Source organism: Microbacterium testaceum (assembly GCF_001476655.1).
GTDB lineage: Bacteria > Actinomycetota > Actinomycetes > Actinomycetales > Microbacteriaceae > Microbacterium > Microbacterium testaceum_C.
Map to the genome: position 1 here is coordinate 60,316 of NZ_LDRT01000049.1, position 20,787 is coordinate 81,102.

A 20,787-nucleotide genomic window follows, 5' to 3' on the forward strand; every position below is an offset into this window, starting at 1 on the left:
TTCAACGACCTTTTTTGGTAGAGTGCTTTCCACGTATCCAGCTTTCGAGGCCATCGATGTAGCGCACAGCCATGTTCTCGACAGAATAGACGGAGGCCGACAAGGACGCTTCATTAGCTAGACCTTCCAGAAGGACCGCGTCAGTTAACGCCTGCACCGTAGTGCGAACGAATCCCTCCAACGAATTGTCCGCCACTAGCGCGTTCACTCCAGGTTTCAGGTAGTCAAACTCAGGTGCATGCCACGGCCAGGACGTAGTGATGATTGGGACACCGGCCGCGAAGCTATCGACTGCGACCAGGCCGACCCTACCCGGGATAGTAAGAACCTTCGCCGCTGCCAACGCCAGGTACTTGGCCTGGCCACGAATCGGGCCGAGATACGAGCACCAATCGTGTCTCGCGACGAAGCGATTTACCTCTTCGACCTCCGCACCCGCTCCAGCCACCAAGAGATGAAAATCTGGCACCCGGGCGCGTATTTCCACTGCGCTTTGAAGAAGAAATTTGATGCGTTTTGACTCGTCCAAGCCTCCAAGATATAGCGCGGTGGGACCGTGAAGACCATGTTCAAACATAAATTGATCTATCTCGATCTTGGAAAGCCTCTCGATGCCTCGCCTCAGTTCAGAAGTATCGACGGCGTTGTTCAAGACAGTCACGCGCTCTCGGGGAAAGCCCTCCGAAGTGACTGCCTGACAGCCCCCGTCTGTGTAAGCAAAAAACCAGTCTGCGCGTTTTGTTAAAAGCTTGCGAATTCCATCATCAACCCAACCTGCGTCATGTGTATAGTCACGGCCATGGCCCCACAATGCGACCGGCGTCGATCGGCGCTTACGCGCCAGCAGTAGATACGCATCGAGATTACGACGCGCTTGCTCGATGACGACAAAGTCAGCGTCCGCCGTCACAGTCTTGACCTTTCGGACCACTAACCGTTTTCCGATCAAAGAAAACTCCCGCTGATCAACGAATCGCTGACCTGCGAGGAAAGCATGATCCGATCTGGCCGCCTGTGCTTCGTTCGGCCGCCCCGCCGCAAGAATAACTTGAATTCCACGTTCACTACCTAGCTCAGCCATTCGCTCGAATAGAGGCAGCCGGTAATGAGGTATGTATTCCTGAACGATCACAACCCGAGTCATGAGATCTCCCCGGCCTCAAGCAGACTCTGCCAACGTTTCGCGAAAGCTTCTCTTGAGAACACGGCCTCGAACTCTTTGCGAGCTTCGTCGGACATGAGCGCAAGGGTCGCCGGATCAGAGAGCAGCTGCACCACCGCGGCGGCCATTCCGTCAACGTCGTTTGCATCGAGAAGCAAACCTGTTCGGCCATGACTCACGATGTCCTTAATCCCACCAACGTCGAGCGCCGCTACTGGAGTACCTACGGAGAAGGCCTCCAAAATCGTCAAGGGCTGCGCCTCGAACGGGTAGGTGCTCGGGAAAACGAGAAGCGAGGCTCCCGCGATGGTCTGCCACTTCGTTGATTCATCCGACACCGCCCCCATGAACCGGACGCAGTCCCCGAGATCGCGCGAGGCCTGTTCCATCAATCTCGTCCTATACATCTCGTCGGCGGTAGCCCCGGCGACGACGAACCGCATGTCTGGCATCTTTTCCCGGACCGCCCGCGCGACGTCTAAGAATACGTCGGCCCCCTTCTCGGGGATAAGATTCGAGAAGTACAGAATGTACTCCGACCGACGTGGCTCTATAACTTTGGGCGGCTCAGTAGCATTCGGGATCACAAATATCGGACAGCTGACAAGCGCGCTCACGTCTGTAGTCAAACTCGGGCCAAGGCATACAATCGAATCTGCGCAGCCGAGAAGAAGTCGAACCAGACTCGCCATAAATTTGGATTGATCGGACAAAACACTGAAACCGCGAGTGTGTAGGTAGACGATTTTGCGAGCAGGAGTTGCGCGAAGGACAACAGAAAGAAGGACGTCCACCAGAAACGAGAACGTCCGATTAGTCGCGAAGAAGATGATGGTTTGCGGACGATACCCAATCAATTTCCACGCGAGCCGCACGGGCAGAAGAAGGGCGGAAGCAAGTTTCTTGAGCGAGAATCGACCGATTTCTGACGAAGACTTGCTAAATCTCCGATCCACCAACTGAACGTCCATGCCCTGCGCCCTGAGAGCCTCCATCAGCGTGCGCGTCATCACCGTAGACCCGTGAAAAGGCGGGGGGAGCTGACTTATCACCAAGACTCGCGGGCGGTCGCTGTCGGACCGGCGCGTGCTGGTCTCAGCCACGGTGTCGATACCTATCTCTGATGAGAGCGGCAACAACTACGACCACGAAGCGAAGATTGCCGTAAAGATAGCGTTTACCAAGTCGCCTAGGCTCGCACAGCAGCCTATATAGCCACTCGAATCCTGAGTGCTGGATAAACGGAGGGGCTTCACGTACTGTGTTTGCTACAAAATCAAACGCAGCACCCACATTCAGTACCGGTATCTGCAGCCGTTGCGCTATCGCAGTACCGACGTAATCCTGTTTTGGCGTACCAAGGCCGAGCCAGACGAGGTCTGGGCCCGCAGCCGCCACACGCTCAGCGCACTCCTTTATGAACGACTCGTCCGCTGTCGCGAAAGGTGGGGAGTAATGTCCAACCACGCGGGCGGACGGATACTGAACTTGTACACTCGATCGCAGGCTCCGAAGCGTATCGGGAGAAGAACCTAGAAAGAAATGACGAAGCGGCGCACGCGCGCTGTCATCCAATACTGCTCGAAACATCGATGGCCCTCGTAGTCGATGCGCTCGGTCAGCGGACTTGCGCGTGAAGTTCATCACCCATACGACTGGCGAACCGTCCGGGAAATTTACACTCCCCTCGTCCGACATGATTTTAAGATACTCTGGATCATCGTTCGCGAGCGCCACATTCCATGCGTTGGCAAATCGGACATTTATCCCGCGGTGGTCAGATCTCGCGAGCGTGGAGATCCACCGGACGACGTTTTCTGGTTCTGCCACCGCGAACCGCACGTGCCCTACTTCGACCGTCGGGAACACAGATTGTGGATGATCACGATCAGGAATTACTTGTTCAAACATTTGTGTCATTTGCCCTTCAAACGGGCCAACATAGCGCGGCTGACATCCGATACCCACTTGATCATTGTATTTCGCGGCACACCCAAGACCCGAGCCATCAGACGTAGGACTTTGCCTTCGTCCCCATAGTTGAGACCGGAAGTAGAGGCTCCCAGCCGACGCGTGCGCTTATAGAGTCGTCGAATGCCGTACCGCTTCTCGGCCGGCAAATGCCACAGCGCCAAATGCAAGTCGCTTGGATCCTGATTACGCGGCTTGAGGGGCTGCGTCCAAATTCTCTTGATGAAGCGGTTCGCACCCCCGACGGGAATTCCGAGCTGGCTATAGGCGACGCTCAGCACGTGAGCTTCTTCGAACGCGTATTTTACGCCTCCGCCTGAGAGCAGAAAATGCTCCGCAAGTATGGATGCAGCTTGCTCGTAAACGCTGCCGATAACGTCTCCACGAAGCGCCACAAACTCACCGCCCGAGTAGTCCAGCACACCCTGGTTCTGCCACCCAGGCGCCATCTTGATAGTCATTTCTCTGCGTGACAGACCGTTCACTACATGGTCTTCGGGGTAATCGATTTTCAGCGTCAGCGCGCCCTGTATGCCAACCTCTTCCCACATTCGCTCGGTAAGGGGCGCACCTGTCCACACCACGTCGCTGTCAAGGACGAGGATCTGGTCGAGGCTCGTCAGATTGTGATCTGCCCACTTCAGCACGTCGAAGACAAAGAACTGGTTTCTCCAGGCGGCTGGCCACGAGGTGGGGGGCATGTGAGAATACGGGAGCGTGACGATGTCGACATGCAACGTCGTTAGCAGGTCCGCAACCTCGCCAGCGATGGCCGACGCACTCGAATCCCATACGACGTTCGAAAAGAGCAGCAGGCGGGCAGTTGGCTCGGCTCGACGCGCTGTGGCGAAGAACGTCGCTATACATCGTCGGTAGACGTCCCGAAACTCCTCGCTCGCAACGTCACCACGGACCTGGGCATATGCGCCAGTCTCGTCCGGCCCGTGAGTGTAGAACCAGCTAGCAATTACCTTCATGCTGATTGCTACGAAACTCTCGCTTCAACAGCCAGCAGAACCAGGCTCAGGGAAGGATGACGCGCGACGGGTCCGGAGCATACGCCGGGGCATCCCCTTGAGAGACTGGGCTGGCGGGCGCCACTCAGCTGAGCTGGGTGTTCGCGCGAGCGCAGCATCATCGCGCGGACCCGCCGACGCGCTGTTCATTCAGACTGTGTCCAGTTGCGCCAATCTGACTGACCGAGTCCGATGTCGCCCGAGTGAACGTCATGTGAGTTCCTCCCCGCCGCCTTGAGCGACGAGATACGCGTCGCGGATCGAACAGTAACAGGAACGATTGCGTCGGCCCGTCACTCTCAAGTGAACGCATTGTTTCCAAACCCCATCACCTGATGATCAGACCTCTGACACCGCATTGGTATCGAACGCCGTGGAGCCCTACGAAAGGACCGAACCTACGTATGCCAACGCCAGAAACAGCCCGTTATAGATGGAGTGGGTGAGGACCGCACCCCAGATACGCCCTGTCAGTAGCACGGTGAGCGAACAGGTGATCCCGAGGAGCATCAGCTGAAATCCTTCAGCGCCAGCCACAGGCGCAAACGCCGCGTGTAACAGCACGAAGCCGCCGCTTGATGCGATCGTAGATCCCACGGCCGCAGCCAACGCACCGACAATTTTTCGAAAGATTTGGTACGTGGCAACGAGCACCGCGACACGGAAGAAGAGCTCCTCAACAACCGGGGCGATGACGACTGCGGGTACGGCCTCCATGAACCACCATGTCGGGGGGACAGAACCGCCGCCCGTCGCGACTGATGGGAACGCGGCGCCGTTGGCCCCGGCGACAACGCCTTGGACTAACCGGAGAACGGCCCCAAGTCCGATCCCCCATAAAACATCCATCCTCGAAAACTTGAACAGACCGGTGGGCCGTACTGCCGCGCACACAAACCACGTCGCCAACAACAGTGCGCTCCACAGAACTGCCGACGAACAGACAGCGGCCCCGGGGCTTCGATTCCAACCGATGACAATGGCTAAGGTCACACCCAGCCCCGCGGCCCCGCTTGCCAGCCACAACATGAGGCCGCCGCGGATGAGCAAAACGCTCGATCGCCATTGAGGGCGAGCACCGCGGCGAGTCTGCAAATCTGTCGGCCCGTGCCGGGTTGGAGCCGCGACTTCGTGGCGCGTTCCGCCGACAGGCGTGGTGTTGCTGTCGGGGTGATCATGCACTCGGCAAACATAGCGGCATCGAAAGCTCTTCCTGACCCAGTTTTGGGAAGCTGCGCCGGGCCGCAACCCGGACTAGTTCGCCCGCGTGAGAGCGTGCGGCTTCCAGACGTTGATGACTCCTACCGGCACCCCGCGCCACGAACGCCGTACTGGCCACCCGATCTGACTTCGAGCGCGGCCCGCGACTCGGAGCTCTTTGACGGTCGGCGTCCGCGATCTCTCCAAGTGAATGCCTAGGTCCGCGGCCTTTTGAGAGAGTGTCACGGCCCATGCGCACGACCGCCCAGTCCTCCTGTTGGCCACGTGCCGAAGGCGCACATTTGAGGAAGCTTCGCGGCGCGCATGTATTAGCTGCTCGGGTGGTTCATCCGCATCGAAGAGGTAGGCGCCGCGTTCGGAGGTACGATCTATGGCTAGTGAACGCCGGGCACAGCGACTGTCGGTCACTCAGCATCAGGTGAAACGTTCTGTGTGTCAGACTGTGGGCGATTCCTTCGAACGCGGCGCATGGGTCGTCGGCTCGTCTTTGAAAGGCACCATGGAGCTCAGCGATCACATCCGTATCCTTCGCAAAAATTGGCTCCTGATCACCGCGATCACATTGATCGGCCTAGGAGTCGCGACCGCATATACATTGACCCGTACTCCGACGTATGAGTCCTCCAGCACGATCTTTGTGTCTACCCAGGGAGGAAGTACGACTGCCGAACTCCAAGAAGGATCCAACTTCACCCAAGCTCGGATCAACACCTACGTCGGTCTGGTAACGACGCCCGCGGTGCTGGATCCGGTGATTGCGTCCCTCGGGCTGCCCCAGACGGCGGACGACCTCGCGAACGAGGTCAAGGCTTCCGCGACTCTGAACTCGACGCTGATTACTGTGGCGGTCACCGACACAAACGCCCAGCGCGCCGCATCGGTCGCCAACTCAATCGCGTCGAGCCTGGCGCAAGTTGTTCCGCAGTTGGAGCCAGCAGTTGACGGCGGCACCAGCCCCGTGCGCCTGAGTCTTGTGCGCAACGCGCAGCCGGCCCTGCGGCCAGCGTCCCCGAACGTACCAGTCAACATTTTGCTCGGTGCTCTCGTGGGGCTCGCGATCGGACTTGGCGCTGGCGCCTTGCGGACCGCGCTCGACAACCGTGTTCGCACCCCTCGCGAGGCCGAGCAGATCACTAATGCGCCGGCGATCGGTGCCATTGCCTACGATGCGAAGGCCAAGGAGCGCCCGCTGATCGTTCACGCGGATCCTCTGAGCCCTCGAGCGGAGTCGTTCCGAGGGCTACGAACAAACCTTCAGTTCCTCGACATGGGCGGAAGGTCTAGCTTCGTCATAACAAGCTCGATCCCAAGCGAGGGAAAATCGACCACAGCTATTAATCTCGCTATCGCTCTGGCTGACGCAGGAAAGCGTGTTGCGCTGCTGGACACGGACCTTCGCAAGCCGAAGGTTGCCGAGTATCTCAACGTTGAGGGCGGAGCAGGGTTGACTGACATCTTGATCGGTCGCGCCGAAGTCAAGGACGTGATGCTGCCCTGGGGAGGCAGAAGCTTGTACGTCCTACCCTCGGGAAAGATCCCGCCGAATCCTAGCGAACTCCTCGGATCTCAGCGTATGAGCGCGCTTCTAGAAATGCTGGAAGAGAAGTTCGATGTTGTTCTGTGCGACGCGCCGCCGCTACTGCCGGTGACCGACGCTGCGATCATCACACGGGTTACCAGCGGCGCCATCATGGTTGTGTCCGCAGGACGCACGACGAAGCACCAACTCAAAGGTGCGACCGAGGCGTTAAATACCGCTGGAGCAAAGATCGCGGGATTCGTCATGTCCATGGTTCCCACTCGCGGACCTGATTCGTACTACTCAGCGTACGGTTACGGCTACGGGTACGGAGATGCGGCATCTTCGAAGGCTCGTACGGGCAACCCGTCGAGGACACGTTCTCGACGAATCAGCCGAGTAGAGACCGCATCCGCGGAGCAGACACTGGACGACCTCGGGCTCGCTTCTCGTCGAACGGCTCGGGAATCCCAGCGGGACAGCTAGTCGTCTAGATGGACCTACGCCCGGCCAGTACTGCCAACGCAAGAGCAACGATCGTCTGTTCGACCAGACCTGCTCCCAAATCCAGAAGGACGGGCGGGTGACCTCCAGATCTCTCGCGCCGCGCGTGCAAAGCGCGGGGCGAGTCTTCGCGAAGGCGCTGATCGCGTTCATATTCTTCACCGTGGCCCTAGCTCTCTGGGTTGGTGTGCGCGGATTTCTGGCCTTTCAGCATCTTGAGCATGTCCAGGCTTCCGCCGGCGACATGACCTCGGCCCTATCATCGAATCGAGCTGGCGCTGGCCTCATACTCGAGCAGATCGCAAACGATGCAACCGCAGCGCATGAACTGACTTCTGACCCAGGGTGGCGAATAGCTGAACTTTTCCCCTGGGTAGGTCCGCAGCTGTCCGCATTTGGCACGGTCGCAGCCTCCGGTGACGAGCTACTAGGACAAGGCATTGTTCCCCTGGTCGCCGCTGCTCAGGGCACCTCCATGGACGCGCTCAAGCCCGTTGACGGACGCATAGAAACGAGCGCACTTGCCGACCTCGCGGTTCCAGCCCAGCAGGCAGCGGAACGGGCATCTCACGCGGCAAACGCGCTATCCGAGATAGATCGAAAACCTCTCGTCGGTCGGATCGCATCGGCGGTTGACGAGACGAGCGGATACTTTTCTCAGGCGGCGCAGGCCCTCGACACGCTCTCCCGGGCAACGCGGTTGTTGCCGAGCGCGCTAGGACAGGACGGTCCGCGTAACTATCTCGTTCTGGTGGAGAACAATGCAGAATGGCGCTCTCTCGGTGGCATCGTCGGAACCGGAATCCTTCTGCACACCGACCGAGGTGCCGTCTCGCTTGCTGGCACTCAATCAGGAACCGCAATCTCAAGCGGACTAACAACTCCCGTCGCCGAACTCCCCGACGAGTTCAAGGCGGTCTATGGAGAACGCCCTGCTAGGTACTTCCAGAACCTCACACAAATCCCCGACTTCACATTCGATGGCCCTCTCGCCCGCGAGATGTACAGAGTGCGGACGGGCCTGGACGTCGACGGAGTACTGACGATAGACCCGGTTGTGCTGTCGTACCTTCTCAAAGCGACGGGACCCGTAACCCTCCCTGATGGGTCGTCAATCACGGCGGAGAACGCCGTGCAGCTTCTTCTTGTAGACGTCTACAGCCGTTACCTGGAGCCAGCAGACCAAGACATCTTCTTCGCTCAAGCGTCCAGCGCGGTCTTCAACGCTTTCTTCGACGGACGCGGATCGACACTTCCGCTCCTCTCGGCCCTGGCTGCTGCTGCGGATGAACGTCGCGTTCTGCTGTGGAGCGCGAACCCCGAGGAGCAAGCATTGCTCGCCGGCTCGTCATTAGCAGGTGAACTGCCTACAACCGACGCTAGGACTGCGCGGTTCGGTGTCTACCTGAACGACGCAGGGGGTTCGAAGATGAGCTACTACGTAAAGCCGGACGTGTCGCTCGTGTGGGAGCAATGTCAACCGAACGGGGAAGATGGCCCGCGGCAACTCGCACTCGAGGTCGATCTCACGAACACCGCGCCGCTCGACGCGGCAACGTCACTCCCACTATTTGTGACCGGGAACGGGGCGTTTGGCAAGGTCCCGGGAACAGCGACCGTCGTGAGCAACATCTACCTCCCCGAGGGATACGAACTCGTCTCAGCCACGTCGTCCGACGGAAGCGGGTACGCAATCGCCTCAGTCAGAGGCCGAGAAGTGCTCACGTATGGGCTCAACCTGGCTCCCCAGACGACTGTGAGCGCCAGGGTTCTTGTGTCCGCCCGTTCAGCGGCAACAGACGCCGAAGCGCAAGTCACACCCACTGCGGACAGCGCGCTCAGCCCGACCGCAAGATCGTCGTGCACGACCGCTGAAGCGCTCGCGGTTCGATGAAGCTGTCCCACAAATCGAGGCGCGATTCAGCGCACGAGGCAGCGTCCAAATGGCTGATGTTTACCTGACGGAAACCATGCGAGCTTGCCAGGCAGGATTCTCATAGGTGATACTCATTGAGACTCCAGAAAGTTCGATCTTCGCCGACGTTTCAGCGCACGTCGGCGTCACCGCTGAATCCGTCATTAATTACCGGTAACCCCGGACACGAAAGCAGGCAGTCATGAAGCTCAAAATCACAAAGGCGGTGGCAACAGCGGCCGTCGCCGGCGGGCTGCTTTTCGCAGCTCCGTCCATCGCGCAGGCTTACGCGCCGACGGACCCCAACACCGTGACCATCACCATCACCTCGAACGGCCCGGTCCCCGTCTCCGGCTTCCAGCCCGGTGCCGAGGTCACGTTCACCCTCGTCGGCCGCGGCGTCACCGGTGCGAACATCGCTACGGCGAACCTCCCCGTCACGTCCGCGTCGGTCACCAAGACGGCTGACTCGTCCGGTGCCGCGACCGCTGTCGTCACGCTTCCCGCCAACCCGAGCGGCTCCTACACGCTCGCGGCGTCCGGTGCCCGCGCCGACGGCAACAACGGCGGCGGCTCGAACAACGGCGGCGGCAACAACAACAACGGTGGCACCAACGCCCTCCCCGAGACCGGTGTCAACGGCGAGTCGCTGATGGGCATCTACATCGGTGGCGGCGCGCTCGTGCTCGCCGGTGCGACGGTCGCGGTCGCCGCGAAGGTTCGTCGCAACCGCGCCGAGAACAAGGCGTAAGCACACAGCTTCGAGAGAGCCCCCGTCGACTTCGGTCGACGGGGGCTCTCTCGTTCCTCACTGCACCACGAAATCGCCCACCCGCGTCACGCCGTCCGACAGGTACACCGGCACGAGAACCGCCCGGCCCGCGCGCTCTTCCTGCCACCGCAGGGCCTCATCGGGCGACCTGAAACGCTGGCTCGAGCCCGTGGCATCCGCCAGCTCGTCGGCATCCACGTACCCCTGGCGCCCGTTGGTCGCCACAACCGCGATGAGGTCGGGCTCCTCCCCCGCACCGGAGGATCCGTAGGTCTGGCCGCGGTCGTTGACCGCGAGCGGCACCGGCTCGGCATCGAGATAGGTCGCGGTCAGGCGCCACCTCTCGCCGGGTCCCGCCGACACCACCACGTCGGAACCGAACGCGTCGAGGGGCACGTCGATCCACGACACCACGCCCTCCGGACGGGCGGAGAGTTCTTCGGCCGTACAGCTGGCGGAGCCTCCGGGAAAGCGGAACGTCCCCGGTGTCAGGCACCGCACCTCCACACGAACCTGGTTCGCACCGTCGGGGCGCGCGGGGAGCACCAGCGTCCCTTCACCCGTGCCCTCCACAGTCGTCGGCACGCCCAACTCGCTGACCGACGTGCCGCCCGGGAGCGTCCAGAGGTCGGCGATCGCGGCCGTTCCCCCCGCCGCGAGCACGACGGCCCCCACCCCGGCGACGACGAAGAGCCGCGCTCGACTGCGGCGCTGCGGGAGCCTCGTCTGCGCGACGAGCTCGCGCTGCAGACCCGCGCGGAAGACGGGGTCGATGCGAGGTGCGTTCATGCGGAATCCTCCTCGAGTGCGGCATCTCCCGGGACGACCCCACGGAGTTTCGCCCGCGCGCGCGACAAGCGGGCGCGCGCCGCCGCGGCGCTCACGCCCACGACCACCGCGGCTTCGTCGGCGCGATACCCCTCCAGATGCACGAGCGTGACGAGTTGGCGATCGACAGCGCCCAGCGGCGCGAGCAAAGCGACAGCGCTCTCGTCGACGAAGGCAGCATCCTCGGCGGATGCCGCGTCGACAGCGCGAGGCAGAGTGTCGAGCAGGCGCCGGTAGCGGGCGGCGGCGCGCTGCAGGTTGCGCAGCGCATTCGTCGTCGTCGCGAGCAGCCAGGGCAGCGGGGATCCGTCGACGACACGCACCGCGTCACGTCGGCGCCAGAGTTCGAAGAATGCCAGGGCCGTGGCATCCTCGGCATCCCGTCGATCGGATGCCAATCGCGCGGCGTGACGGAAGACACGATCCACGTGTCGCTCGTACAGCGCGCTCAGTGCCCGGTCGTCGCCGTCGGCGGTGACGCGGCGCCACAGCTCGGCTTCGTCCATACCCGGGAATGTCCGGCCGGCCGCGTCGTGTGACATCGCGGACGCATCGCGGACGCGAAAGATTCGACGTCAGCGCGTGGCCGACTTCTTCTTCTTCGCGGCCTTGGCGGGCTTGTCGTCGTGCTCGAGATCCGCCTCGGCGGGCTCAGCTGCCGGCTTCTCTTTCGCCCTCCGCTTCGCCTGCGAGGCGAGGCGGGCGAGGTCGACCATGCGGAGTGCATCCATACGGGCGCGGCGCATGGTGGCGTAATCGGGATCGGCGTCGGCGGTCATGCCCTCGACATCGAGACGCTGACTCAGGTTGGCCTCGACGTCGCCCCACGCGGCCATGCGAGCGTCGGCGACGAGCGCATCCACGCGCGTCGCGTCGTCGGCGAGGGCACGCAGCTCTTTGGCGACACCGCGTGACTGGTTGGCGCGACGACGCAGATTGCGGGTGTCGCGATCGCGGTAGTCGTGGGTTCCCGACGAGTCGGAGAACCGCCCCCACGCTCGCTTGCGCTGGTTTGTCACCCGCTCGGCCGCCTGGTCCTGCTCATCGGCGAGAGCGCGGAGGGTCGTGCGGGCGAAGTCCGCGAACACCTCGCTGTCGAAATGGCCGCCCCGAGCGATCGTCTCGACCAGGATGCGGTTGCGCACCGTCAGCCGCGCCGCCGCCGTCGCGATCGACAGCCCTTCGGCAATGGCATCCTTTGTGCGGCCCACGACATCCTCCCGCTCCAGGTTATCGGTCGGGAGGTTCCGACGAGCCGGTCGGACTACACCAGCTTGGCGACGATCGCCTCGATGCGGCGAGCCCGGGTCTCGGCCGCCTTCGCCCCGTCGACGTTCGTCACGTGCGCCTTGCGCGCGCTCGGCGCGAGAGCATCGAACGCGGCCCGCACGCCCGCGTCGGCGAGAGCCGCGGCGAGATCATCGGGCACCTCGACCGTCCGCGGGGCGGTGTCGAGCTTCAGGTCGACGGTGATGGCATCCCCACCGGAAAGGCCTGTCGCGGCGCGCTTGTCGGCCGAGAAAGGAATGAGGGTCTTCCCGGCCATCGCGCCGAGTGTGCTCGAGAACACGTACCCGTTGACGTCGACCACGACGGCCGCGCGTTTGCCACCGCCCAGCTCCTCGACGACCTCGGTCGGAACCTCGATCCCGGTGTTGTTGCCCATCTGCAGCAAAGTCGTTTCGAACATCATGAGCCGATCGTGGCAGAGCACGGGGTACGTGAACAGCGCGTGAAATGCAATCCCCTCCGCCAGCATCCACTCGCTCCGTAGGGTGACATTCGTTGCGGAGGGCCTCGGAGAGTACTCGGGGGCCTTCTGTCGTTTCCGGGCCCCGCATTTCGTCGGCGGCTTTTACCGGAGAACCTTCGGCGGCGCAAAGCCCAATCCGAACCGCTCATTGTCTCCGAAGATGTGAGGAAGGCGGCCACGAGGTCGCTGCTAACTCACTGGGAGGTTCACCATGAGCTCTTCGCCCAACCGCCTCGTCGCCACCATCTTCGGGGCCGTCTACCTGCTCGTCGGTCTGCTCGGCTTCGCCGTGACCGGCGGCGTCGGCTTCATCTCGAACGAGGGCGGTCTGCTCCTCGGCATCTTCGAGGTCAACCCGCTGCACAACATCGCTCACCTGCTGATCGGTGGCGCCCTGCTCGTCGCCGGCCTCGCCAACGCCCGCGCGGCGAAGGGCGTCAACACCACCGTCGGCGCCGTCTACCTGCTGCTCGGTATCGTCGGCTTCTTCCTGATGGGCCCCGCCAACATCCTGGCCCTGAACGTGCCCGACCACTTCCTGCACCTCGCCAGCGCCGTCGTGCTGCTGGGTGTCGGCCTCGGCACCGAGCGCAACGTCCCCCGCACCGCGGCGGTCTGAGCATGACTGCTGCGACCTTCGTCCGGTCGTGGCCCTCTGTGTTCGCATGGGGGGCCGGCCTGATCACCGCCGCCCTCGGTGCGGGCGCCATCACCCGTGCCGATTCCGGGGCCGTCGCAAGCGGCCTCGGAATCGGACTGGTGCTCCTCGGACTCGCCGCCCTCGCGTGGGGTGGCGTGGTCCTCTGGGCGGGACGCCTCGTCGTTCCCGCCCTCGTGCTCGGCGGGAGCCTCGTCACGATCTTCGGCGTCACCGTTCTGCTCTTCGTGGTCCCGGCGCACACCAGTGTGCTCGCGGTGGCCGCGGCATCCCTTCTCTTCGTCATCGTCGGGGCGAGCGCGGCCGTGCACCTGCGGCGTGCGCGCCGCTCCACGAACACGACGCGCACCGCGCAGCCCATGAGCGTCATCGGTCTCCTGGTCGCCTCGGCTGTGATCGCGGTCGTGGTGACCCCCGCCCTGGGCGCCACGCAGAACGCCGTGCTGCTGCGCGACGACGGCACCGTGCCGGTCATCTCGCACGAGGGGCACTGAGCCTCGCTCAGCCTCTCGCTCCGACTCTCTCGATGCCACGACAGTTCGGCGCCCCGCGCGCGGGGCGGTGGCACGCTGGAGGGGTGAGCGAATCCCCTCCCTCCCCCGCCACCGGCTGGGTCTCGGCCATCCGGGGGAAGCTTCTCGTCGCCCTCGCCGGAGATCCGACCGGCATGGCCCCCTACGTCCGGGCGATCGCCGAGGGCGATGACGCCGGGTACTTCGTCGAGAACGGTCCCGCGTGGACGGTGCACGCCGGGACGGGCACCTTGGTCGCCGGCATCCGGGCCCTGCTCCTTCAAGCGCTGCACCCGGGCGCCCTCGCGGGCGTGCACGACTGGTCGCGCTACCGCGAAGATCCCCTCGGGCGTCTCACCGGCACCGTCCGCTGGGTCGTCACGCTCACCTACGGTTCACGGACGCAGGCGGATGCCGAGACCGCACGCGTCGGCCGGTTCCACCAGCGCGTGAAAGGCGAGTACCGGGCGGGCGACGGCAGCGAACGGTCGTACTCCGCCGAGGCCTCCGACCTCGTGCGTTGGGTGCACCTCGCCTTCACGGACGCCTTCCTGTCGGGACACGAGGTGTCGCGCCGCCCCATCCCCGGCGGCCCGGACGCCTATGTCGCCGACTGGGCCACCTCCGGCCGCCTGATGCGCGTCGTCGACCCGCCCCTCACGCGCGCGGCGCTGCGCGCGGAGCTCGACGGGTTCCTCGAGCGCGGAGAGCTCCGCCATGACGAGCGCGTCGACGAGGTGGTGCGGTTCCTGAAGAAGCCCCCGTTCCGCGGGCTCATGGGAGTGTCGTACCGCGTGCTGTTCGCGGCGGCGGTCGCGACGATCCCGCCGCGGTTCCGGAGGATGCTCGGCCTGCGCCGGTCGCCGCTTCCCGTCTTGACGGTGACGCGCCTCATTCTGCGCGTCACCGAGCGGGCCCTCGGGTCGGGTCCGCGCGCGCAGGACATGGCGCGGGAGAGGTTGCGGCGGCTGGGGGTGTGAGCCGGGGGCTCAGCTTCGGTACCGGGCGCGAGGCGTGCGAAACTCCGGAGTCTTTGCCCTCTCGACGCTGTTTTGGGCGCGTGCGGGGGGCGTGGCATCCATTCTTCCGGAGTTTCGCACGCTGCGCCCGGCTGGCGCGCTGTGCCCGGCTCGCGCGCCGGTGCCAGGCCCGCTTCGCTGCGCCCGGCCCGCGCGCTGCGCCCAGCCCGCGCGCTGTGCCCTGCTCGCGCGCCGCGCCCGGCTCGCGCGCCGCGCCCGGCCCACTGCGCCGTCGTAGCCTGGAAGGACCGGAGGTGCCCATGAGCGACGACCCACGCCAGTCGGCCGAGCGCTATCGGCTCGACCGCGAGCTGCGGGAGAGCGGTCTCGAGCCCGCGCCCGCGGCGACCGGACCGGAGCGCGGATCGACCGCCGCCGAGCGCGCCGCGTACGTCGAGACGTCGATCCAGCAGGCGATCCGCCGCGGCGACTTCGACAACCTGCCCGGTGCGGGAAAGCCCCTGCCCGATCTCGGCGGGACGCACGACCCCGACTGGTGGATCCGCCGCAAGATCGAGACCGAGCAGCTCACCGGTCTCGGGCCACCGGCTCTCACCCTCCGCGTGGAGTACGCCGAACGTGCCGAGCGGATGGATGCCATCGCCCGCGAGCCCGACGTCCGTGAGGCGCTGCACGACTTCAACCGGCGCGTCATCGAAGCCCGGCGGCAGCTGCAGGGAGGCCCGCCCGTGGTGACGCCGACGGTGGATGTGGAGGCCGAGGTGGAGGCGTGGGCCGCACGGCGACGCGCGCGCGAAGAGGCGGCGGCTGTCGCGCCGGTGGTGCGGCGGCGGTGGTTCCGGCGCGGCTGAACGCATCGGGGTCGCGGCGTTGAGTGTCCAAGACACACGGACGCTCCAGAAAACAGTCCGGGTTCTGGACACTTGAAGCGGGCACGCGGGCACGCGGGCGGCGGGCACGCGGGCACGCGGGCGACGGGGCGGCGGTGCAGCGCGGTGCCGCGCCGCCCGGCGAGCGCCCCTCGGACTACAGCGCGGCGAGGGCCTCGGCGCGCTCCACCAGGGCGCGGGCGCGGGCGAGCGTCGGGGCGTAGGAGCCGTCGACCGGGCCGTCGGGCGTCGCCGACAGCAGCGCCCGGGCGCGCGCGACCTCGTCGGGTGCGGGCGTGAACCCGGCGTGGGCGCCGGGGATGGCGGCATCCTGCAACGCGAGGGTGCCGGTGAAGCCCATCGCGACGGCGTGGACGGCGGCATCCCGCGCCTGATCCACCGCGCCGCACGGGCCGTCGATGGGGCCGGCGATCCCCGCCGCCGCGGAGGCGACGACGAGTTGCGCACGCGGCCACGACAGCGCGATGCGGTCGGCGGACATCCCGGTGTCGCGACGGAAGTCGCCGGTTCCGAACGCGAGGCGTCGCGTCGCGGGGTGCGCCGCGATCGCGGGGGCGGCGAGCAGCGCCGCGGCCGATTCGACCATCGCGACGATCGGGACGCCGGCGGGGAGCGATGCCGCCACGTGAGCGACATCGGCGGGGCCGGCGCACATCGCCAGGACGACACCCGCGAGGCGATCGCCGAGCTCGCGCCCCAGGGCGAGATCGTCCTCACCGTCGCGCGTGCCGGCGGCGCTGATGCGCAGCCAGATCGGAGCGTGGGCGGCGGCGCGACGCGCGCGGTCGCGTCCCTCGGCCTTGCGCCCGGAGGGGAGGCCGTCCTCGAGATCGAGCACGAGCACGTCGGCCGCGGTCTCGAGATCGCCCGCGAGGGGCGAGCGGAGCATCCAGGTGCGCGCGAGGTCGACACGCGCGGGGGCGGGGGCGGCCGAAGCCGCCCCCGCCGGGGAGTGCGCCAGGGTCACGAGCGACCCCGGGCCGCGGCCTCCGCCTCGGCCTGAGCGCGGAACGCGTCGAGCGAGGACGTGTCGACCGTGGGGCCGGTGCCCGTCTCGAACGACGCCTGCTCCTTGGCATCCGCCGCCGGCGTCGCCGAGTGGTCGTGGCCGGTCAGCAGCGACTCGTCGAAGGGGATGTTGCCGGCGAGGACCTCGCGGACGCGCTGGCCGTCGTACTGCTTGGTCCAGACGCCGATCAGCATGGTCGCCACCGCGTTGCCGGTGAAGTTGGTGACGGCGCGGGCCTCGGACATGAACCGGTCGATGCCGACGATCACGCCGACGCCGTCGACCAGGTCGGGGCGGTAGGCGGAGAGGCCGCCGGCGAGGGTCGCGAGGCCCGCACCGGTGACGCCGGCCGCGCCCTTCGAGGCGATGATCATGAAGACCATGAGGCCGATCTGCTCACCGATCGACATGGGCGAGCCCATGGCCGTGGCGATGAAGAGCGACGCCATCGTGAGGTAGATCGCCGTGCCGTCGAGGTTGAACGAGTAGCCGGTCGGGACCGTGATGCCGACGACGGGCTTCGAGACACCGAGGTGCTCCATCTTCGCGATGAGACGGGGAAGAGCAGCCTCGGACGACGAGGTGCCGACGATGAGGAGGTACTCGCGGCCCAGGTACTTCATCAGCGTGAAGATGTTGACGCGGGTGACGACGTACAGGAGCGTTCCGAGCACCACGGCGATGAAGAGGAAGCACGTGATGTAGAACGCGCCCATCAGGATGCCGAGGCTGATCACGGCCTGGAATCCGGTCTTTCCGACGACCGCGGCGATCGCGCCGAAGGCACCGACCGGAGCCAGCCACAGGATCATGCCCAGAATGCGGAAGACGAGCGCCTGGAAGTTGCGGATGCCTTCGACCATGCGCGCTCCGCGCTCGCCCATTCCCTGCAGGGCGAAGCCCACGAGAAGAGCGATGAAGAGCACCTGGAGAATGCTGCCGCCGGTGAACGCGGAGAAGAACGTCGTCGGAATGATGCCGAGGATGAAGTCCTGCGTCGTGGTCGCCTCGGTGGTCGGGGCGTCGTAGTGGGCGCCCGCGATGCTGAGGCCCTCACCCGGGTGGATGATGTTGCCGACGACGAGGCCGATGATCAGCGCGAACGACGACATCACGAGGAAGTAGACCATCGCCAGGCCGCCGATCTTGCCGACCGTGGAGGCCTTCGCGATCGAGCCGATGCCCACGACGATCGTGCAGAAGATGACCGGGGCGATCATCATCTTGATGAGGCTGACGAAGCCCTTTCCGATCGGCTCGAGGGCCGTCGCGAACGCCGGGGCGACGAGACCGACGATCACGCCCGCGATCACCGCGATGATGACCGAGATGTAGAGCCAATGGTTGCGGTCGATCTTCCTGTGGGGCCGACCGTCACGCGTGGTGCGGAGTGAGAGTGCCATTGGGAGTTCCCCTTTTCTAACGCCTTCGTTGAGTCCGGCGGGGGCGCCGGTCGATGTGACGACTTTGATCGAGGCGGGACGGAGGAACCATTTGTGGTCGTATTGTTCACGGCAGGCGCGACGAAGGGTGTGGCATGCGACTGAGCGTGGGTGGGCGGCTGGCGCTCGTCTCTCTCGGTGTCGTCGTGCTCGTCGCCGGCGTCCTCGCGGTACTGCTGTCCTTCCAGCTCACCGACTCGGGACAACGCCAGGCGGAGCAGGTCACCCGATCCGTCGCCGAGACCCTGGCCCACGAACCCGATGTCGCCGCTCTCGTCGAGCGACGCGACTCCGACACCCTGCAGCCCATGGTCGAGGCGATCCTGGGGGACGCCGACCTGTCGTTCGTCACGATCATGACGCCGGACGGCATCCGTCTCACCCACCGAAATCGCTCCGAGATCGGCCTGGAGTACCAGGGCTCGCGCGCGGAGGCGCTCGCCGGCCAGAGCTACACGGAGGTGTACGAGGGGACTCTCGGGCCGTCGGTGCGCACGATCGTGCCGATCCGCGACGGCGGCGACGAGGACGGTCCCATCGTGGGGCTCGTCGCGGTCGGCGTCACCCTCGGCGCCGTGCAGAAGGACCTCGCCGCCCGCGTCCCGCTCATCGTCGTGGCATCCGCCGCCATCGTCGGCGTCGGCGTGCTCGGGGCGCTGTACGTGCGGCGCAGCGCGCGCCGGGTCACCGGGTCGTACACCCCGGCCGAACTGTCGCGACTCGTGGAGAGCTACGAGACGGTGCTGCACTCCCTGCGCGAGGGGCTCGTCGTGACCGACCGAGAGGGACGGATCGTGCTCTACAACGACGAGGCCGCCGACCTGCTCGGACTCCCGCCCGCGACGATGGGTCAGGTCTCGCTCGACCCCCACGACGTCGACATGGATGCCACCCTGGCCGAGGCCATCTCGACGGGGCGCCGCATGGTCGAGGAGACGGTGGTCAACGGCGACCGCGTGCTGCTCGTGAACCAGGAGGACGCGCGCGATCTGAACGGACGCCGCGCCCCCGAGCGCGGGCACGTCATGACGCTGCGCGACAGGTCGGAGCTGCAGGCACTGCTGGGTGAGCTCGAGGGCGTCCGCACGCTCAGCGACACCCTGCGCTCGCAGACCCACGAGCACGGCAACCGCCTGCACGCCCTGCTGGCGCTGCTCGAACTCGGGCGGATCGACGACGCGCGGCGGTTGATCGTGGCATCCACCGGCGAACGCCAGGAACTCGCCGACCGTCTGGTCTCGGACGACGAAGACGCGGTGGTCGTCGCCCTCCTGCTCGGCAAGCTCGACGAAGCCGCCGAACGCGGAGTGCGGCTCGAGCTCGACGTGTCCGAGCCGAGGCCGTCGCTGCCGCTCGCGCCCGCCGAGGCGGTGACCGTCGTCGGAAACCTCGTCGACAATGCCCTGGACGCCGCGGCGGCGGGCGCCGAACCCCGGTGGGTGCGCGTGGCCCTGGCGGACAACGGCAGCGACGGGGTGATCGAGGTGTCGGACAGCGGGGGCGGGTTCGACCCGTCGCTCGCCGACCCCTTCGCGTTCGGGGCGTCGACGAAAGCCGAACAGGCCCCCGGCGGGCGTGGCGTGGGGCTGGCGCTCGTGCGCGATATCGTGGCCGCCCGGGGTGGAACGCTGCAGGTCACCGCCGACCCGACGACGGTGCGGGTGTTCCTCCCGTCCGTCGAGGAGGCGTCGTGATCCGGGTCCTCATCGTCGACGACGATGCCCTCGCCCTCGAGCTGCACGCCGCCTACGTGGAGCGGGTGCCCGGATTCGAGGTCGCGGGTCACGCGTCGGGGGCGCGGGCCGCGCTCACCGCGCTGGCCGATCCCGAGCGCCGGATCGACCTGGTGCTGCTCGACATGACGATGCCGGACGGCAACGGCCTCGACGTCGCGCGGCGCGTGCGCGCGGCGGGATCGGGCGTCGACATCATCGCGGTGACGGCGGTCCGGGATGCCGCGACCGTCCGCGCGGCGGTGTCGATCGGGGTCGTGCAGTACCTCATCAAGCCCTTCGCGTTCGCGGCCTTCCGCGAGCGTCTCGAGGCCTACCGCACCTATGTCGAAGGCCTGGATCGCGCGGCCGGCGACGCGACGCAGTCCGAGGTCGACGCGCTGCTCGGATCGCTTCGCACCGTCACGTCGCCCGGGCTGCCCAAGGGCCTGAGCGACGAGACGCTGCAGGCCGTCGCGGAGCGGGTGCGCACGGCATCCGGAGCCGTGTCGTCGACCGAGGTGGGCGAGAGCGAGGGCATGTCACGCGTGACGGCGCGGCGTTATCTCGAGCACCTCGCCGACGTGGGGCGCGTGCGCCGGGAGCCGCGCTACGGCGGCCCCGGCCGCCCCGAGATCACATACGCGTGGGTGCGGGGCTGAGCGTGCTCCCGGGTCGGTGCGTGGGGGGGCGGGGCTGAGCGTGCTCCCGGGTGCGTGCGTGGGGGGCGGGGCTGAGCGTGCTCCCGGGTGCGTGCGCGGCGCTCGCTCATGTCCCGGCCACGGGTGCGCGGCGCTCGCTCGTGTCCCGGGCGCGCGATAAACGCTGCTCCTCCCGAGACACGCCGCGCGGCAGCGTGTTTCGCGAGGAACAGCGTTTATCGGGCCGGTGGCGGGCGCAGGGCGGGGCGCAGGGCGCAGGGC

20 protein-coding genes are annotated in these 20,787 nt (G+C 65.7%); 9 read left to right on the forward strand and 11 right to left on the reverse strand.

Features of this window, described 5'->3' with window-relative positions:
• Window position 1: 1 nt before the first annotated feature.
• The 5 genes from NS220_RS19265 to NS220_RS20100 form a co-directional block, all read right to left on the reverse strand.
• Complete coding sequence (locus tag NS220_RS19265; protein WP_206543000.1) at window positions 2-1,081, reverse strand: glycosyltransferase family 4 protein; 1,080 nt, start codon at window positions 1,079-1,081, stop codon at window positions 2-4.
• A gap of 59 nt (window positions 1,082-1,140) precedes the next feature.
• Window positions 1,141-2,172: a glycosyltransferase family 4 protein gene (locus NS220_RS19270; protein ID WP_153004218.1), complete on the reverse strand. Its 1,032-nt coding sequence runs from the start codon at window positions 2,170-2,172 to the stop codon at window positions 1,141-1,143.
• Between the two features lie 85 nt (window positions 2,173-2,257).
• Window positions 2,258-3,130, reverse strand: a complete 873-nt coding sequence (locus NS220_RS19275) for a WecB/TagA/CpsF family glycosyltransferase (RefSeq protein ID WP_153004219.1) — start codon at window positions 3,128-3,130, stop codon at window positions 2,258-2,260.
• Complete coding sequence (locus NS220_RS08385; RefSeq protein WP_058623622.1) at window positions 3,079-4,110, reverse strand: hypothetical protein; 1,032 nt, start codon at window positions 4,108-4,110, stop codon at window positions 3,079-3,081. The genes NS220_RS19275 and NS220_RS08385 overlap by 52 nt, the downstream gene beginning before the upstream one ends.
• A 420-nt stretch (window positions 4,111-4,530) precedes the next feature.
• Window positions 4,531-4,866 carry a CPBP family glutamic-type intramembrane protease gene (locus NS220_RS20100; protein WP_058623623.1) on the reverse strand — a complete coding sequence of 112 codons (336 nt, stop codon included), beginning with the start codon at window positions 4,864-4,866 and terminating at the stop codon, window positions 4,531-4,533.
• 1,003 nt (window positions 4,867-5,869) lie between these two features.
• Between NS220_RS20100 and NS220_RS19285 the strand changes: the two genes are divergently transcribed.
• The 3 genes from NS220_RS19285 to NS220_RS08395 all read left to right on the forward strand — a co-directional run bounded on the left by NS220_RS19285 (window position 5,870) and on the right by NS220_RS08395 (window position 10,059).
• Window positions 5,870-7,375 carry a polysaccharide biosynthesis tyrosine autokinase gene (locus NS220_RS19285; protein ID WP_081323056.1) on the forward strand — a complete coding sequence of 502 codons (1,506 nt, stop codon included), beginning with the start codon at window positions 5,870-5,872 and terminating at the stop codon, window positions 7,373-7,375.
• A gap of 97 nt (window positions 7,376-7,472) precedes the next feature.
• Window positions 7,473-9,287, forward strand: a complete 1,815-nt coding sequence (locus NS220_RS19290) for a DUF4012 domain-containing protein (protein ID WP_081323057.1) — start codon at window positions 7,473-7,475, stop codon at window positions 9,285-9,287.
• A 223-nt stretch (window positions 9,288-9,510) separates the two neighbouring features.
• Complete coding sequence (locus NS220_RS08395; protein ID WP_058623624.1) at window positions 9,511-10,059, forward strand: hypothetical protein; 549 nt, start codon at window positions 9,511-9,513, stop codon at window positions 10,057-10,059.
• Window positions 10,060-10,116: 57 nt separating this feature from the next.
• On the opposite strand, the gene NS220_RS08400 is transcribed toward NS220_RS08395, so the two are convergent.
• The 4 genes from NS220_RS08400 to NS220_RS08415 form a co-directional block, all read right to left on the reverse strand.
• Window positions 10,117-10,869, reverse strand: a complete 753-nt coding sequence (locus tag NS220_RS08400; protein WP_058623625.1) for a hypothetical protein — start codon at window positions 10,867-10,869, stop codon at window positions 10,117-10,119.
• Window positions 10,866-11,414, reverse strand: coding sequence for an RNA polymerase sigma factor (locus tag NS220_RS08405; RefSeq protein WP_058623626.1), 549 nt, complete (start codon window positions 11,412-11,414; stop codon window positions 10,866-10,868). Before NS220_RS08405 ends, NS220_RS08400 begins: the two co-directional genes overlap by 4 nt.
• A gap of 69 nt (window positions 11,415-11,483) precedes the next feature.
• Entirely contained in the window at window positions 11,484-12,119 is a 636-nt protein-coding gene (locus NS220_RS08410) for a hypothetical protein (protein ID WP_058623627.1), read from the reverse strand.
• A 53-nt stretch (window positions 12,120-12,172) separates the two neighbouring features.
• The gene (locus NS220_RS08415) at window positions 12,173-12,601 is read right to left on the reverse strand and encodes a YdeI/OmpD-associated family protein (protein ID WP_058623639.1); all 429 of its coding nucleotides are present in this window, start codon (window positions 12,599-12,601) and stop codon (window positions 12,173-12,175) included.
• 271 nt (window positions 12,602-12,872) lie between these two features.
• On the opposite strand from NS220_RS08415, the gene NS220_RS08420 reads away from it, so the two are divergent.
• The 4 genes from NS220_RS08420 to NS220_RS08435 all read left to right on the forward strand — a co-directional run bounded on the left by NS220_RS08420 (window position 12,873) and on the right by NS220_RS08435 (window position 15,662).
• Window positions 12,873-13,280 (forward strand): DUF4383 domain-containing protein, encoded by a 408-nt coding sequence (locus NS220_RS08420; RefSeq protein ID WP_058596323.1) that lies wholly within the window; start codon window positions 12,873-12,875, stop codon window positions 13,278-13,280.
• Between the two features lie 2 nt (window positions 13,281-13,282).
• On the forward strand, window positions 13,283-13,813 hold the full coding sequence (locus tag NS220_RS08425) for a hypothetical protein (protein ID WP_058623628.1): 531 nt from the start codon (window positions 13,283-13,285) through the stop codon (window positions 13,811-13,813).
• A gap of 173 nt (window positions 13,814-13,986) precedes the next feature.
• On the forward strand, window positions 13,987-14,811 hold the full coding sequence (locus tag NS220_RS08430; RefSeq protein WP_440589461.1) for an oxygenase MpaB family protein: 825 nt from the start codon (window positions 13,987-13,989) through the stop codon (window positions 14,809-14,811).
• A 299-nt stretch (window positions 14,812-15,110) separates the two neighbouring features.
• Window positions 15,111-15,662, forward strand: coding sequence for a J-domain-containing protein (locus NS220_RS08435; RefSeq protein ID WP_058623630.1), 552 nt, complete (start codon window positions 15,111-15,113; stop codon window positions 15,660-15,662).
• 175 nt (window positions 15,663-15,837) lie between these two features.
• Here NS220_RS08435 and NS220_RS08440 read toward each other — a convergent pair whose 3' ends face one another.
• Together NS220_RS08440 and NS220_RS08445 are read right to left on the reverse strand one after the other, a co-directional pair.
• Window positions 15,838-16,668, reverse strand: a complete 831-nt coding sequence (locus NS220_RS08440) for an aldolase/citrate lyase family protein (protein WP_058623631.1) — start codon at window positions 16,666-16,668, stop codon at window positions 15,838-15,840.
• Entirely contained in the window at window positions 16,665-18,113 is a 1,449-nt protein-coding gene (locus NS220_RS08445; protein ID WP_058623632.1) for a cation:dicarboxylate symporter family transporter, read from the reverse strand. The genes NS220_RS08440 and NS220_RS08445 overlap by 4 nt, the downstream gene beginning before the upstream one ends.
• 134 nt (window positions 18,114-18,247) lie before the next feature.
• Between NS220_RS08445 and NS220_RS08450 the strand changes: the two genes are divergently transcribed.
• Complete coding sequence (locus NS220_RS08450) at window positions 18,248-19,846, forward strand: sensor histidine kinase (protein WP_081323059.1); 1,599 nt, start codon at window positions 18,248-18,250, stop codon at window positions 19,844-19,846.
• Window positions 19,843-20,526 carry a response regulator gene (locus tag NS220_RS08455; RefSeq protein ID WP_058623634.1) on the forward strand — a complete coding sequence of 228 codons (684 nt, stop codon included), beginning with the start codon at window positions 19,843-19,845 and terminating at the stop codon, window positions 20,524-20,526. The genes NS220_RS08450 and NS220_RS08455 overlap by 4 nt, the downstream gene beginning before the upstream one ends.
• Window positions 20,527-20,787 lie beyond the last annotated feature (261 nt).